This window comes from Fusibacter ferrireducens (assembly GCF_015352425.1).
In the GTDB taxonomy this organism is placed as follows: Bacteria; Bacillota; Clostridia; order Peptostreptococcales; family Acidaminobacteraceae; genus Fusibacter_A; species Fusibacter_A ferrireducens.
Genome location: NZ_JADKNH010000002.1, coordinates 34196 through 50322 on the forward strand (window position 1 = coordinate 34196; position 16127 = coordinate 50322).

13 protein-coding genes are annotated in these 16127 nt (G+C 37.6%); all 13 read right to left on the bottom strand.

What is annotated here, in order from left to right; genetic code table 11:
- Positions 1–103 precede the first annotated feature (103 nt).
- Entirely contained in the window at positions 104–1288 is a 1185-nt protein-coding gene (locus tag ISU02_RS03210; protein ID WP_194700352.1) for a helix-turn-helix domain-containing protein, read from the bottom strand.
- Between the two features lie 94 nt (positions 1289–1382).
- Positions 1383–1490 (bottom strand): PEP-utilizing enzyme, encoded by a 108-nt coding sequence (locus tag ISU02_RS24435; RefSeq protein ID WP_194700714.1) that lies wholly within the window; start codon positions 1488–1490, stop codon positions 1383–1385.
- Between the two features lie 57 nt (positions 1491–1547).
- Positions 1548–3611, bottom strand: a complete 2064-nt coding sequence (locus tag ISU02_RS03220; RefSeq protein ID WP_194700353.1) for a methyl-accepting chemotaxis protein — start codon at positions 3609–3611, stop codon at positions 1548–1550.
- A gap of 182 nt (positions 3612–3793) precedes the next feature.
- Positions 3794–4753 (bottom strand): ornithine cyclodeaminase family protein, encoded by a 960-nt coding sequence (locus tag ISU02_RS03225; protein WP_194700354.1) that lies wholly within the window; start codon positions 4751–4753, stop codon positions 3794–3796.
- A gap of 82 nt (positions 4754–4835) precedes the next feature.
- A complete protein-coding gene (locus tag ISU02_RS03230) occupies positions 4836–7079 on the bottom strand; it encodes a hydratase (protein WP_194700355.1) in 2244 nt (747 codons plus the stop codon).
- A gap of 22 nt (positions 7080–7101) precedes the next feature.
- Positions 7102–8670 carry a tripartite tricarboxylate transporter permease gene (locus tag ISU02_RS03235; RefSeq protein WP_194700356.1) on the bottom strand — a complete coding sequence of 523 codons (1569 nt, stop codon included), beginning with the start codon at positions 8668–8670 and terminating at the stop codon, positions 7102–7104.
- A 15-nt stretch (positions 8671–8685) separates the two neighbouring features.
- The gene (locus tag ISU02_RS03240) at positions 8686–9123 is read right to left on the bottom strand and encodes a tripartite tricarboxylate transporter TctB family protein (protein ID WP_194700357.1); all 438 of its coding nucleotides are present in this window, start codon (positions 9121–9123) and stop codon (positions 8686–8688) included.
- Between the two features lie 65 nt (positions 9124–9188).
- Entirely contained in the window at positions 9189–10226 is a 1038-nt protein-coding gene (locus ISU02_RS03245; RefSeq protein ID WP_194700358.1) for a tripartite tricarboxylate transporter substrate binding protein, read from the bottom strand.
- Positions 10227–10284: 58 nt separating this feature from the next.
- A complete protein-coding gene (locus ISU02_RS03250; RefSeq protein WP_194700359.1) occupies positions 10285–11466 on the bottom strand; it encodes a MalY/PatB family protein in 1182 nt (393 codons plus the stop codon).
- 14 nt (positions 11467–11480) lie between these two features.
- Positions 11481–12836 carry an MmgE/PrpD family protein gene (locus tag ISU02_RS03255; protein ID WP_194700360.1) on the bottom strand — a complete coding sequence of 452 codons (1356 nt, stop codon included), beginning with the start codon at positions 12834–12836 and terminating at the stop codon, positions 11481–11483.
- 14 nt (positions 12837–12850) lie between these two features.
- A complete protein-coding gene (locus ISU02_RS03260) occupies positions 12851–13357 on the bottom strand; it encodes a LeuD/DmdB family oxidoreductase small subunit (RefSeq protein ID WP_194700361.1) in 507 nt (168 codons plus the stop codon).
- A 20-nt stretch (positions 13358–13377) separates the two neighbouring features.
- Positions 13378–14631, bottom strand: coding sequence for an aconitase/3-isopropylmalate dehydratase large subunit family protein (locus tag ISU02_RS03265; RefSeq protein WP_194700362.1), 1254 nt, complete (start codon positions 14629–14631; stop codon positions 13378–13380).
- 12 nt (positions 14632–14643) lie between these two features.
- Positions 14644–16032 carry an MmgE/PrpD family protein gene (locus ISU02_RS03270; protein ID WP_207736166.1) on the bottom strand — a complete coding sequence of 463 codons (1389 nt, stop codon included), beginning with the start codon at positions 16030–16032 and terminating at the stop codon, positions 14644–14646.
- Positions 16033–16127 lie beyond the last annotated feature (95 nt).

The following is a 16127-nucleotide window of genomic DNA, read 5'->3' on the forward strand; positions in this document are numbered from 1 at the left end:
CAGGTTATGAACAAAAAAGGAAGCGTTAAATACCATGATGAAAATGGTATTTAACGCTTTTAGTGATCAGTTGTCTCGAATTTTCAGGATTTTCTCTAAGTTTTTATCGTTTCCTTGCCTTGATCACAAAAGTAACAGGCAACATTTTTGCTTTTTGAGCGAACTGGCTATCTTTTAATTCAAGTAGGTCCTCATCTGATGCCTCAATCATCTCCTCAATTACAAATCCAGCTTGAGCCAGTGCATTCACATAAGTCGATAACTTTCGATCTGATAACGAAAGCATACCTCCATCTTTGGATACCGAATACCAAGACTCATCAAAATAATTTTTCTTAAAATTGAGCATTTCACCTTCAACCGCAACGCATTTGTGTATCGGATGAGACCAACTGAAGATGAATATGCCATCGCTTTTGAGATACGTCGCTATAAGACGAAAGGTACCAACAAGGTCAGTCGTCCAACCCATACCATACACAGAGTAAACCCTATCAAAATAATCTGTTGGTAATCCACATGTCTCTTCCATCGGAGAACAAATCAAATGTGCTGATAAATGGCAGGTTGCCAAATATTGTTTTGCTTTTTTAAGTTGTTCTACCGAAATATCTATGCCCCAAAGTTCAGAAGCTTTTTGTTCACCAATATACTGCAATGACCGTCCAGTGCCACAGCCTATCTCCAAAACCTTTTTTCCTGCTAGATCACCCAAAAGCTGACACTTTTCTTCTGAGATGAATGCACCATATAAAGGTAACGCCATTGATCCTAAAACGTCATTGCCCTTGTAGTTCCAGAATTGTTCATTCGTCTTATGAACCATTTTTTGATTCATATCAATTGAAATCGCATAATTTACATCGCCTGCACCTATAATATTTGTTCTTTGACCAGAAGCTTTTTCCACTGTAATGCCCTCCATTAATACTAATTTAAAGGTTAGTCGAGGACAGGCATTAAGTGTTACCCCCTTGTCTCGAGCCAAAGAAGGCGCTACCCCGTGCCATTTACTAAAAGCTCTTGAAAATGCAGCTTGAGACTCATACCCGTAACGCCCAGCGATGTCTATCAGTTTTTCGCCATTTTGAATATCAAGTACAGCCACCGTTAATCGCCGGTTCCTAATATACTCAGATAATGACATTTGAGCAAGAAAGGAAAAAACACGACGAAACTCCCATTCAGAGGTATTCACCAGTTGGGCAACTGAATTATAGTCAATTTTACTTGATAAATTATTTTCTATATAGTCCATCGCTTGATTCATTTGCTTTTGCCAATCCATAACCTCACCTCCTGCTAGAATTATACCAAAGTTTTTAAAAGCTTTCTTTGCAGTAGGTGTATTTAAATGCAAAGTGCATCATCTCTATTATGCTTTACTTTCCATCAACCTCTAAAAGATCACCATCTTTAATGATAGCCATGATGCCCATAAAGCCACTCGCACAGGGAATCTCATATTCACGCGCAATGATGCCCCCAATATTTCTCCAGACTCAATAGGCTCTTCATATGGAGGATATTACTAGCCGGTAAAATACTTATATTTTAAACTTCTGGATACTGTGGTGTAAATCAGATGCCATAGTCGTAAGGCCTTCAGATGAAGTACTCATTTCTAGCGTTGATGCCGACTGTTCTTCTGCCGCTGCAGCAATTGTTTGAGCTTCCCCAGCCGTTTTTGTTGTCAAATCATCTAAATGATTCACAGACTCTAGCATTTGATCTGAACTGTCTTGCACTGTAGTCATAAATTCTGTAACTTGAACCATTTGAGAGACTACTGCCTCTATACTCGTGGCAATTTCATTAAAAAATTGACCTGCGGTTTGAACCGTTTGGCTCGTTTGAACGACAGACTTACTATTCTCCAAGGAACTATCCACCGTACTCTCGACGGAACTTTGTATAGCACCAACGATCTTACTAATACGCTCTGCAGAAATATTGGATTCTTCTGCAAGTTTTCTGATTTCATCAGCAACTACCGCAAAACCTCGCCCTGCTTCACCTGCTCTTGCCGCTTCAATAGATGCGTTAAGTGCCAAGAGATTGGTTTGACTTGCAATCTGTTTAATGGCTTCAATAATATCGTTAATTTTTTTGGATTGATCTGACAACTGTTGCATCGATACCATTGATTTTTTAAGACTATCTTCAGTTTCATTCATACTCGTTACAGCATTTTGGACAACATCGTTTCCTTTGTGTACCTTTATAGTCACCGCATCCAACAATAGGTTGATCTCCTTAATACTATCATTCATAGATTTAAGCATTTCAGTGACACTATTGGAAGATGTGAAAACTACTGATGATACTTTCCTTATGGTTTCTGTACTCTCAGATATTTTTTGAACAGATTCTGCAATTTGTTCTGATGCAGCACCATTTTGCTCAGCACTTGAATTCAATTCTGATGAAGAAGAAGCAACATTTCTAGAAATTATCGTCATTTGTTTGATCATGCCATTCAAATTTTGTCGCATATCTTCAATTAAACGACCCATACTGCCAATTTCGTCAGAACCTTTCGTTTCATAAATATGTGTTAAATTGCCTTCGGCTATTTCAGACACTGCATTTTGAAGTCCAAAAATAGGATTCGTCATGCGCTTAGCTAACACTACCACCAAGATAATAGCCAAAATAACAGCACCTAATGTAATCCATATAATTTTGAGTACAATATCTTTTACAGGTTGATAAATCTCGCTATTGGGAATTGAAATACAAACAATCCAGCCCGTTTCATCAATGCTGTCAAAATAGAGTGTATTTTCACCATCGCTTGACGCGTAATAAGCCACACCTTTTTTATTTTCAATAATATTAGGCGCTATTGAAGCCAGTGAAATATTTTCGTCATTTGCAATATTTAGGAATGCGCCCTTTTCAATGTTTGCCATTTCTTCACTTTTATTTGAAATATAATTACCATCACTTGTCAGTAACATGGCAAAGGCCTTTGACGATTCTCCCAAACTAATATCGCCAACAATTTTTTGTATATTGCCAATATCAAAATCTCCTGTTGCTACACCAATCATTTTACCGGATGCATTTCTAATTGGAGCTGTTGCCGTGATCATTGTCTTATTTGAAACGACGTTATAGTAAGGTTCTGTCCATGCAATTGGCGCCTTTGTGTCACCAATCACATACCAATCATTTTGCGTATAATCACCAAAGTAATCTGTCGTACATACTATTTTGTCGCCATTTTTGTAAGCATAAGGACAGTACCACATGCTGTCGTATTCATCTGCCATGTAAATACCGGTACCAAAAGTATCTTCATTCTTAAATGGTGCGTTTTTGAGAAGTTCAATCAAAGGTTCTTTAGTGCTAGATGAAATGCCTAAAGATTCAACAGTTTGAGCTAACATAATAGGAATAGATTTATGTAGGCCTAAATGCAGTTCTATCTGATTTGTGGCAAGTGCAACTTCTGTATGAATTTTATCCGCAATCTCTTGAGAGACGACCTGCTTTGCCTGTAAAGATACCACTATGGAAACAACTAAAAACGAGATCATTATAAGTGGAATAATACTGATGAGTAATTTAGTGCGGATACTATTTATTTTGAATCCAACTTTCATACTTAATTTTCCTCCCCCTTTTGTGGATCAATAATAATGCCCCAAAGCATTAAATCAGAGATTCAAAGAATTTCAACCCCTGCTATTAACTTAAAACCTATAAAAACGATCCATGTCTTTATACTGATAATTTTCGATATTTAACATGCAATTTTGACAATTTTATAAAATCCCATCTGCATTTATAATAGGGACAATTTCCGTTTTTTTTCAAAAATATACGCTGCAGTGGCAATATCTTCAACCGCTAAACCCATGCCTTTAAAGAGAGTAATTTCCTCATCGTTTTCACGTCCAAGTTTTTTACCTAAAACCACATCTCCAATTTCTGCAAATAAGTGCTCTTTTGAGATAATGCCTTCGGCCAAAGGCTCCAAAAAATCACTACTTTCACTCATACACGATTCAACCTTATCTGCATAAAATTTCGACTTAGAAACAGCAAGGCTATCAATTTCTCGATATGCTCTTGCAGAGGCTCCAATGGCATTAATATGGGTTCCAGGTTTTAGAGATTTGCCATTTAATATTGGGGACTTCGCCAATGTAACCGTTGTAATAATATCTGACATATTTACGACTTCATCTGCATTCTTGCAAGTCACAACATCGATACCATGCTTTGCTTTCATTTCTTTAGCAAATTTTTCTGAAGCTTCAATGCTAATATCCCATACCAGTACTTTTTCAATTTCTCTAACACGAATCAATGCTTCCATATGATTACGCGCCTGCACACCTGCTCCTAGGAATCCTAAAACTTTAGCATCCTTTCTAGATAATAGATCGGTTGCAACTGCACTTACCGCTGCTGTTCTGAGCGCAGTAATTTCAACACAGTCAATAACAGCCAGTTCTTTTCCATTTGAGGCATCAAACAGCAATACAACGCCCTGATGTGAGGGCATACCAACACTGTGATTTGTTGGGAAAATCGAAATCAGCTTTACACCAAAATACTTTTTTTCAACCAAATAAGCTGGCATCAAAAGATAAAAATTCCCATCTCTCAGCTGGTTAGTTGCCCTCAATGACATTTCAGATTTGCCCTGATTTAAATCAGCAAGGGTTTCTTTCATCAGTACAATCGCCTCAGACATAGTCATTATTTCTCGTACTTCACTTTTACTTACAACAATCATTTAAAGCCTCCTTTATAACATTAAATTATGGCTTTAAGTTAATAGTTTTTTGGGGGTTGTGAATTAAGCACATCATTCTCTATTATAGAGTTTGATTATAATAATTAATTAAACAGCCTCTTTTTAAAGTAGATTTTTGAACAGAATCCAAATACCCAATTTTAAGTTTTATTTCTTTTTTACTTGGTAAAACATACGCAGTTACATCTTCTTCGCTATTATCTATGACCTCTAAAATATTGGGAATAAAAATATGATCATCTAGCTGAATTTGTTTTTCATCTTGAATAATAAAGGGAATCATGCCCCAATTGATCAAATTTGACCAATATCTCTTTGTGGCATATTCATGTGCTAGATTCGCCCATGCTCCTAAAACTTTTTGACAAGAAGCTGCATGTTCTCTAGCAGAGCCATCTCCCGGCTTTTTAGCATATATTGTACTGCCATATGAGATATTATCCGCTTCGACATCATATAGTGTCTTAATTGAGTTCATAACATCATCTGGAACCTCAGTATCCTTTAGTGCCTTTGCTTTAGGAACGTAATCAGGATCGCGTCTAAAGAGCGTATAGTCAGCAATCTTATAGGGATCTGATCTAAAAGATGCCGTTTCTCCCGATGGTATCAGCTCATCTGTGGTGGTCACACTGTCCTCAATATAACTCACAATTTTTAGCAAAAGATTTTCCTTTAATGCTGGCATCTGAGGCCAATCTTTGATATTAGGTCCGTAAAGGAGTTCTGTATTTGGATCTGGATTGCCAGTACAATCGACAACTTTATTCTTATAAATAGACTCATTATAAACGTACTCTCTTTGAGAATATTCAATTTCAAAATCTGTTGCCGCTGTTAAAATACCGCCATTGGCAGCAGTTGCTGCAATGGATTTTGCATCCATGAGTGCAACATAAGCAATTTGTTGATCCGCTGGTATGGAGCCTTCTCTATTAGGAAAATTTCTAGTATTATGTCTAATAGAAAATTCATTATTTGCCGGGGTATCCCCTGCACCAAAACAAGGTCCACAAAACGAGGTCCGAATAACGCCACCAGATTGCATAATTTTTGAGATATCACCCGTTCGCGTTAACTCATAATTAGTGGGCTGACTCCCAGGGTAAATGCTTAACATAAAGTTTTTATTCTCAATTGGATGGCACTCCAGTATATCTGCAGCCGCTACGATATTGTCATAAACGCCCCCAGAACACCCTCCTATAATACCTTGGTCAACCATAATTTTTCCATCTACAATTTTATCCATTATTTTAATTTCAACATCTGTATCTGAATACAATTTCTTACACTCATCCTCAATGGCTTTAAAGTATTTATAAGGATCTGCATTTACCTCTTCTATGGTATACACATTACTTGGATGAAACGGCAATGCAATGCTAGGCTTTATCTCATCCAAATTAACATGAATGACGTTACTGTAATAAGCAATTTCTTTAGGTGCAATTCGACTAAAATCATGCGCTCTATGATGAGCCCTATAATATTTCTTGACTTTATCATCTGTAATCCAAATGGATGACAGACATGATGTTTCAGTGGTCATAACATCAATACTATTTCTAAATTCAACATCTAAATTGTGAATGCCCTCTCCTATAAATTCTAGGATTTTATTTTTTGCAACACCACTTTCAAAGGTCTTTCCAATTAATTGTAAGGCTATATCATGTGGTCCTACACCTGCTGAGGGCTTTCCAGTCATATGGACTGCAACAACTTCAGGCATTTTTATATCATAAGTTCTGTTCAATAACTGCTTCACTAATTCTCCGCCGCCTTCACCAAATCCCATTGTTCCCAATGCACCATAACGTGTATGAGAGTCAGAGCCAAGAATCATATTACCACATTTTGTCATCATTTCTCTATTGTACGAATGAATAATAGAAATATTGGCTGGCACATAAATACCACCATATTTTTTTGCTGCAGACAACCCGTACTTTTGATCATCAGAGTTGATGGTCCCGCCTACAGCGCACAATGAGTTATGACAATTTGTCAAGACATACGGCATTGGAAATGCCTTAAGACCACTTGCTTTTGCGGTTTGTATGATACCCACAAATGTAAGGTCATGTGAAGTCAGCGAATCAAATACAATATTGAGCTTTTCTTCATCTTCCCCTCTATTATGTGCACTCAAAATACTGTAAGCCATGGTCCCCTGTTGGGCAGAGTATCTGTCAACATCCATCCCGGTCATCTTTTTTATTCGTCCAGCAGCCGCTTCATCATCCGTAATGAATGTGGTTCCATTAATCAAATACTGAGATTTATTATCAATCCGTATCATTTTTATCCTCTTTTATCATTTTTTATGCCGCTTTAGCTTTAAAGCGTGATTTAATAGATTTTATCACTGGTGAAAAAACAAATATTAGAGCAAGTATAACCAGTATTCTACTTACGGGTCTTTCAATAAATGCAATAGCACCACCATAGGCTTGAGTGGAAATCCAGTTACTTTCCATCATACTTCCCAATATGGAGGTCAAGATTAGAGGTGCTTGTGGAATATCAAATTTCCATATGACATAACCTAAGAGTCCAAAAAAAGTCATTGCATAGATATGAAAAACATTATTTGCGTACGCAAATGTACCGGTTACACAAAGTACTAAAACTGCCGCCCCAAGAATATGTGGATTGAGTTTGAGTACTTTTGAAGCAAAATATTTACAGTATGCTAAGCTCATAGGCAACATAACAATGTTTGCAAGCAAAAATCCGACAATGACAAGATAAGCTATATCTGGTGAATCTTTAAATAGTGTTGGACCTGTTCGAAGGCCCTGTATCGTCAAAGCGCCAAGAAATAAAGCAGATGTACTATTGCCCGGAATTCCCAAAGATAAAAGTGGCACCATAGAGCTGGCAACAACTGCATTATTAGCCGATTCTGGTGCGGCAATGCCCTCTGGAACACCTGTCCCAAATTCCAAATCAGGCTTGGATTTTTGAGCCTGATCATAAGCGACAAAGATTGCCATAGTCATCCCAGCGCCTGGGATAACGCCCAATATATTTCCAATAAAACTTGATCTCAACCATGTAGGTAAGAGTCTCTTTGTCATTTTAAGATTTGGTAAAGCGATTTTATCTTCTTCATCAGTGAAGGCAGATGTCCCTTCTGCTTCAGAGTTAATCTCTGTCAGTTCAGGCTCATTGGCTGCCGTTTCCGTTATTTCAGATTGACTCATATGACTTTTTTTCTTATGCGCATCATACATTTTAAGAATCGATAGAACCCCAAAGAGGCCAATCATTCTAGGTATTAATGGGATACCATCAAATAGATTGCTATTGCCAAATGTAAATCTAGCAATACCTGTTGTTGGACTCATACCGATACAAGAAAGCCACAAGCCTATGGACATTGCTAAAAAATTCTTAGCTGCATTTTTACCAGCCATTCCAATAACTGTACTCAATCCTAAAATTGCCAACATAAAATATTCTGGCGGTCCAAATTTAAGTGCGTATGAAGCTAGTATTGGTGCAAAAAACAATAAGACTAGTGAACTTGAAATACCTCCAAATACAGAGCTTGTCATACACAAGCTCAGTGCTTGTTTGCTCTTGCCCATTAACGACATCGGATGACCATCTAAAGCAGTGATCATGGATGATGCTGTTCCAGGAATGTCCAATAGAACAGCTGGAATTGACCCTCCGCATGACGATGCACAGTAAATGCCAACAAGTAAAGCCAGTGCCACATGTGGATTCATTCCAAAAGTAATTGGAATTAGCACTGCTATTGTAATACTATCATTGAGCCCAGGCAAAGCCCCCACGGTAAGCCCAAGAAATGTTCCAAAAATTAAAGCTGCTAAAACTATGGGATCAGCAAACTGTTGTAACCCAATTATTAAATTCTCCATAAAATCCTCAATCCTTTAAATATTTAAAAATAATGTTGGCAATGGAACCTTTAGTAAAATACTAAATATTAAAAATACACCTGTTGTTATCAAAAAAGATAACATAGCTGCTTTCATCTTATTTTTGTATCCAAGCGTAATCATTGTAAATAACGACAATAGAAAGGTGTCTATCATGTAGCCAATTTTATCAAATAGAACCGTATATACGATCAACACGATTAAGATCATAGCGACTTTCAAAATATTGGCATCTTTAAATTTATTTTTATACGTAGTGGCCCTTAAATCCGAATAGAGTTGGTACAAGGCAACTATCAGTGTGAAAATTCCAATCATCCTTGGGAAGGCACCTTCAATTTTCGCCATTGAACTGCTTGCAAATATGAGCCATAACCCAAATAGGATAAAAAATATGGGCATTGAAAGTGTAACCCTCTTATCTTTATTCATAAGTTCTCCTAATTTTAAAGTGATGAATTGACGCAAATCCATCAATTCATCACTTTATGACCTATTTATTTTTGTTGTAACATTGGCTTTAATGCAGTTATACCTTCAGCAGTAAAATTAATATAGTCTTGGTATTCTGCTGGCGTCATTGCGCCCGCTGTCATACCGCCATCAGTCATCGCTTTGACAAACTCTTCTGAGTTAGCGATTTTACCGAATTCCTCTACTAAATAATTGTATACATCATCTGGCACATTAACACTACATGCGATACCTCTATTTGCACCATCAATCCAGCCTTCATAGCCTTGTTCTAAAAATGTTTTAACTTCTGGGATGAAAACATTTCTCTCTTTAGCCATGATACCAAGCGCTTTTACTTGACCATCTGATATTGGACCAGCGGTCTCGCCAACGGTCATAAATGCAGCATCCACATGTCCACCCATAATTTGAGTTAACTGCATCGCAGCACTGTCACTATGAACGAAGTTAAATTTCAAGTCTAATAGTCTTGCCATATTTAACCCTCTGATATGGTGTCCAGATGAATGGCCAGGCGTGCTGATTTTTAAGGCATTCTCTTTTGCGCCTGCAACGAACTCATCCAAAGTATTGTATGGAGAATCTACAGGAACAACAACAATTTCAGCATCTGGATTACAACCTACAATAGGTTTAAAATCTTCATAAGAGTAGTCCACATCTTTCAATAAAGTATTATTAATCGCTGAACTTGTAAAAATCATAACCGTATATCCATCGGGATCTGCAGTATTTGCCACATAACTTTGGCCAATAACCGCACCGCCACCAGCTTTGTTTTCAACAATAATCTGATGACCATTTAAATAATTTTTACCTGCTGTTTTAGCAAAAATACGTGCCATTGTGTCTGTGCCACCACCCGCTGCAAACGGAACAATAAGCGTAATGTCTTTTTCAGGAAACGCTAATGTTTTGACTTCCTCTTGTGCAACTGGAACTTCTGATTTTGTAGATGCTGCTGGTGTTTCAGATGCTGCAGGTTCTACTTTTTTTGCACACCCCACTGTGGTTAACAGGAAAATTAAAACCCCCACCAAAACTAAACCTTTTCTCATTTTATTCCTCCTCACTTTTTTTATAAACTACTCTATTTGCAAGTAGTCAATAACACTTTTAATCGAACTTTTTAGAATACGTATGTCGTATTAAATCCAGTCCCTTTTGTAGTGTGGATCTTGGACAGCCAATGTTGATTCTCACAAAATTGTGAGCATCTGGGCTGAACATATCCCCCCTATTAATTGCCACACCTGCTTCGTGAATAAAGAAATCAGCAAGTTCATCTCCGACAATCCCCATTTCTGTACAGTCAAGCCAAGTCAAAAACATACCCTCTTGCGGAACTACTTTTATTTTAGGCATATTGGTATGAATATACTGAGTCAAAAATCTAATATTATCTTCCAAATAAGGTATAAGTTGCTCCAGATAATCATCACATTCTGTATAAGCTGCTATATATGCTGGCAGTGCAAAGACATTTTGTTGAATACTTCTATTCCTAGCAAACTGCTTTTGTAGCCCGTCTCGGATATCTGGGTTGGGGACAACAATTCCAGAAGCTCTAAGCCCTGCGATATTAAAGGTCTTTGAGGGTGCATAACATGTGACTGTGATTTGTGCATATTTCTCATCTAACGCGGCCACAGAATAATGTTTATTTCCAAATAAGATGAGATCCCCATGAATTTCATCTGATATAAGAATGACATGATGCTTTAAACAAATCTCTGCTATTTTTGTAAGTTCCTCTTTCGTCCAGACTCGCCCTACTGGGTTATGAGGACTTGAAATAATCATAATTTTTGCTTTTTCTGAAGACGCTCTTTTTTCTAAATCTTCAAAATCAATGCTGTATTGACCATTTCGATAGATTAATTTATTATCACTGATCACTCGATTATTATCTTCAATGGCATGTGCAATTGGATGATACACGGGTCTTTGAATGATCACCTCATCCCCTAAATCTGTAAATGCTTGAATCATTGTATTAAAAACAGGTACAATTCCTGTTGCATATACAATCCATTCAGATTCAATTTCCCAATTGTATCGACGCGCTACCCATGCCTTTGTAACTCTAAAAAAATCTGGTACAACATATGAATAGCCAAACAGCGGGTGTTCTGCTCTCTTCTTAACTGCATCGACAATCGGAACAGCACATGGGAAGTCCGTATCGGCAACCCACATAGGTAGTGCATCCCCATTGCCCACTCTCACACCTACATTATCCCATTTGGAACTTTCCGTGTGATATCTGTCAATGACTTCATCAAAATTATAAATCATAGTTCCCCCTATTATTAATAGATTTTTGGCATTTTCTCCAATTTATCAATTTTTAGTAAAGTTTCATACAAATTTTCTATTTTCTTTTCTGGATACAAGTTCTCCAAAAGTCCATAGAATTTCTCTTTTTGTTGTTTTAAACTCAACGGATTCGCAACACTGCCAGATATATCATCTATTTGTTGAATAAGTTCACGACCATTGTTTAAAATAACCGTCATGCGACAGCCCCATCTTTCAGGATATCGATCACTAAAGAGTTTACTCTCAACAACCGACACTTTGCTTGACAATGCTTTGGTTGCAGTATCTTGGTGTACTTTATCACTAAACTCGGTTTGAGTGACTCTACCGTTGATTATGGCAACTGACACACAGTAGGCAATACTAAACTTTGCTTCATTTGTATTTACTGGATAATTTTCAAAACCGCATTGTAAAACTGCCACATCATATGTTTCTACAATTATCTTTTCAATGTCTTCTTCATGTAATTTATCGCTCTCCGCCAAGATAAGCGCTGCGTCTATTGCATGATGTATACTTCTACAGCATGGATAAGGTTTTTTATCAATATGATTGATCTCATAGACTTTCCCAAGATTCTCATCCACCTTGCTCATTTCAAAGCCATCACTCATAGCACGGTAGAGGCCACCGTCTGTTGCTGTTAGTATTCCCTCAGGTCCTGTCATGCCTGATTTAGAAAGCAGTGCAGCTTCAACGCCATTTACAGCTGCCCTTGCCACATGCAGTTTTTTACAAGATGAACCTTCTGCTAAAAAAGCCCACAACCCTGAAGATTGTGTTCCTGCCATTCCAAATGCAGATACCGTTTGATCTTCATCAAGTCCCAACAGATAGGAAGCAACCGCACTTGCTCCAAAAGTTCCAATAATGCCCGTGGCATGGAATCCTTTTTTTCTGTGGCTCACCACATTCATGCCCATGCCTATCCGTGACATGACATCATAACCCACAATTACAGATGAAAGGAAATCTTTTCCAGAAAGATCAAACGCCTCTGACAGTGCATATGCAGTAATCACCACAACTGCACCCACATGTGCTTTAGATCCAGTGTGAACATCATCAAGTTCAAGCGCATGAGACATAATACCATTATAAAAGATAGCACGCATTACACCAGTCATTTGATTGTGTCCAAAAATAGAAGCATTGTAAATGGATTCACCTGAAATATCATTAAACACTTCAATTATTTTGGGAATCTCATTATATTTTGATGCTCCTATTGTACAACCTAAAGTATCTATTATACAATTTTTTGCATTCTGAACGGTTTTTTCATCAACTTGATCCAAACTAAAAGTGTTCACATATCTTGCTAAATTTCTTATCTCACTCATATTATCAATCCTGACTAAAAATCTAAAGATTGATATTTATCGATATAATCCAACAATCCACCCTCAGAAATTATTTTTATTTCTTGTTCCGATAGCACAAAGTTGATTTCAAAATTTTCATCATTGGCCTTATGGATTTTTCTGTTTTCTATATCCAATATCAACTCATCCGCTTCGTCGATCAGATCTGTATCACACTCAATGAGCAACATGCCGTTGTTCACTGCATTTCTGTAAAAAATTCGTCCGAATGATTTTGCCAATACAGCAGAGACACCAGCAATCTTGATGATGATTGGAGCGATTTCTCGACTCGATCCGCATCCGAAATTTGTGCCAGCAACTATAAAGTCGTCCTTTTTCACATTTTTGCAGAACTCTGGTCTAGCAGTCTCTAAAACGTGCTTTGCAAATTCCGGTGGATTTGATCTTAATCCAATTAAACTACCTGGTGCTATAGAATCTGTACTGATATTGTCTCCAAATTTCCATGCCTTGCCTCTTATTTTCTCATTATTCATTTCTCAGCGCTCCTACTCTTTTATAAATCCCTTGGATCGGTAATATAGCCTGTTAATGCTGTGGCAGCAGCAACTGCCGGTCCAGATAAATAGATACTGCTATTTGGATTACCCATTCTGCCCTTAAAGTTTCTGTTTTGTGTTGCCAATACAACATCGCCATCTGCTGGAATCCCTTGATGTACGCCCATACATGGTCCACAGTTTGGCGCTTCAATCATTGCACCTGCTTCTGCTAATGTCAAGAATGTGCCATCTTTAAGACATTCTTTATAAACATGTGTCGAGTTCGGAATTACTAATAATTTCAACCCTTTTGCAATTTTTTTACCTTTTAATATTTTGGCAGCAATCCTAAAATCCTCTGCTCTCCCATTTGTACAACTTCCAATAAACACCATATTGACTTTTTGATCATTACAGTTTCTTGCAGTGTCTACATTTTCAACATTGTGTGGTTTTGAAACAAGTGGCACCAGCTGAGTTGCATCGATATCGATCACACGTTCAAAATTAGCATCATCGTCACCTTTGATTTCTACATAATCTTCTTCTCTGCCAAAGCTTTTTAAAAATTCACGCGTATTTTCATCTGTTTCCATGATGGCTGCTTTTGCACCGACATCAACGCCCATACTTGTAATTGTAAGCCTTGCATCTACACTTAAAGAGCTAATTGTGTCTCCTCTAAATTCCAGCGACTTATAAATGGCTTGATCGGACTTTATAATACTTGCTAAATGCAACATGATATCTTTAGATGAAACGTACTCTGGCAACTTTCCAGTAACATTTATTCTAAAAGTCTCTGGTACTTTAAGCCATGTTTTTCCAAGCTTAGTCACTGCAACCATATCTGTTGATCCACAACCGGTTGCAAAAGCGCCAAGTGCACCATGTACTGTCGTATGAGAATCTCCAACGATACAAACAGAACCGCACTTTAGGTACTCTTCGTAAACATGTGCATGAACATGACCTGTTCCGCCTTCTTCCCAATGACAATTATGTTTATGAGCAAATGCTCTGCACAATGAATGCTCATTCGCAATTTCCTTTGTTGGTGCAGGCCCAAACTCATTTGCAAACAGGATACTCTCGTTATTAAAAAGGGGTTCCTCTTGATAACCTCGCTCGTTCATCAGTCTCACAAGCAGCGGACCCGATCCGTCATGTAAAGCCGCAAAATCAACATCTACTATAATCGTTTCTCCTGCTTTTACATCTCTTCCCATTTTTTTACTCAATATTTTTTCAACAAGTGTTTGACCCATAATGCTCTCCTTTTATTTCCATTCTGGTTTTAATAATGAAATGATCTCCGAATTATTCTTGCTGTTATCTATATTTCGAATCGCATTCGTTAATTCTTTTATCTGGTCATCTCCATAAAAAACACTTAAATTATCTTCAAATTTTTTTACAACTTGTTCGAATTCAATTGGGTTTTCTTTTGTGCCCAATTCCGTCAGTTGAGTTTTTTCATAGACTTTTCCAGCGTAAGTCGTGATTTTAACATATCCTGGGAAATATCCTGGATTACTTTTAGTCTCATCGGAATGACAAACTACTCTATCGATCATGCCAGTAACTTCATTTGAAGCGGCAAGTTTTTCATCAATTTCCCATGGACTTACACGCTCTTTGATAAATGCAATCGCCGCCACATACGGCAAACTGAATTTCATCATATACTCGCTGACCGGACGTTTTTTGGCTTCTTGAGGTTCACAAACAATATGAAAACATCTCGGCTCTATTCTACATTCGATTTCTTTAACTTCACTTTCAATGAGATAATTCTCTTTTTTTAATTTGATGATGCAATCTATAAAGGAATGTGTCATATGACAGACTGGATACATCTTAAAAGTAATATCTTTTGTGTGATAAACTTTTCCAAAATCATCAAGGGCTTCTTTAAAGCCATCTCTGACACCAAAATGCGTTTGCCACATCCCATATCTGCCTTCAAAGACTTCCTTTGGTCCAGTGAATCCCGCTTTCGCCATTGCAATTGCATAAATAGCTGAATGGCCACCCCAACCTGGATGCATTTTTTTTGTTCCTGTGCCATCATTTAAAAATTCTTGAATCGCTGCCGATTGACTCCCACAAATCCCCAAAGCATTTACCACAACGGATTTGGAATAGCCCATGAGTTTACTTGCCACACAAACGCAGGCAAACGGAGATACGATTCCAGTCGCATGATACCCAGCATCATGAAAACGGCCTTTTGCGGCCAATCCCAATCTGATAATCACTTCCCAACCCATTATGATTGCCTCTAAAATTTCTTGCCCTGTTGCGCCTACATATTCACCAACTGCCATTGCAGTGCTCACAACCGATGCACTTGGATGAACAATACTGGCAACATGAGTATCATCATAATCGTCTCCATGAATTAGACAAGCATTGTAAAGAATCGCATCTGCCAACTGAACCTTTTTATCGGTTCCCCACAAAGTGCACTGCTCAGAAGATCCCATGTCAACTACTGCTTTTTTGATCGCATTTGCATGATCCATCTTTTGACAAGCCATAGCAACACCAAAAGTATCCAGTAAAAGTAATTTTGCATGTTGAATCACTTCTATCGGCACATCTCTTATTGTCATGTTAAGAGCATACTCAGCAATTGTTTGGGAAACCGTTTTTTCTCTGTCCAATGATGTTACCTCCTAATTTAATAAATTTATTGTAACAATTAACTCATTATGTATCCAATACGTAATATAAATTGACCAATAGGTAAATCTTATCA

What these genes read in the sequence shown, in the direction of transcription:
- ISU02_RS03210 (WP_194700352.1), bottom strand. Translation starts at nt 1,288, where the DNA reads ATGGATTGGCAAAAGCAAATGAATCAAGCGATGGACTATATAGAAAAT.
- ISU02_RS03220 (WP_194700353.1), bottom strand. Translation starts at nt 3,611, where the DNA reads ATGAAAGTTGGATTCAAAATAAATAGTATCCGCACTAAATTACTCATC.
- ISU02_RS03225 (WP_194700354.1), bottom strand. Translation starts at nt 4,753, where the DNA reads ATGATTGTTGTAAGTAAAAGTGAAGTACGAGAAATAATGACTATGTCT.
- ISU02_RS03230 (WP_194700355.1), bottom strand. Translation starts at nt 7,079, where the DNA reads ATGATACGGATTGATAATAAATCTCAGTATTTGATTAATGGAACCACA.
- ISU02_RS03235 (WP_194700356.1), bottom strand. Translation starts at nt 8,670, where the DNA reads ATGGAGAATTTAATAATTGGGTTACAACAGTTTGCTGATCCCATAGTT.
- ISU02_RS03240 (WP_194700357.1), bottom strand. Translation starts at nt 9,123, where the DNA reads ATGAATAAAGATAAGAGGGTTACACTTTCAATGCCCATATTTTTTATC.
- ISU02_RS03245 (WP_194700358.1), bottom strand. Translation starts at nt 10,226, where the DNA reads ATGAGAAAAGGTTTAGTTTTGGTGGGGGTTTTAATTTTCCTGTTAACC.
- ISU02_RS03250 (WP_194700359.1), bottom strand. Translation starts at nt 11,466, where the DNA reads ATGATTTATAATTTTGATGAAGTCATTGACAGATATCACACGGAAAGT.
- ISU02_RS03255 (WP_194700360.1), bottom strand. Translation starts at nt 12,836, where the DNA reads ATGAGTGAGATAAGAAATTTAGCAAGATATGTGAACACTTTTAGTTTG.
- ISU02_RS03260 (WP_194700361.1), bottom strand. Translation starts at nt 13,357, where the DNA reads ATGAATAATGAGAAAATAAGAGGCAAGGCATGGAAATTTGGAGACAAT.
- ISU02_RS03265 (WP_194700362.1), bottom strand. Translation starts at nt 14,631, where the DNA reads ATGGGTCAAACACTTGTTGAAAAAATATTGAGTAAAAAAATGGGAAGA.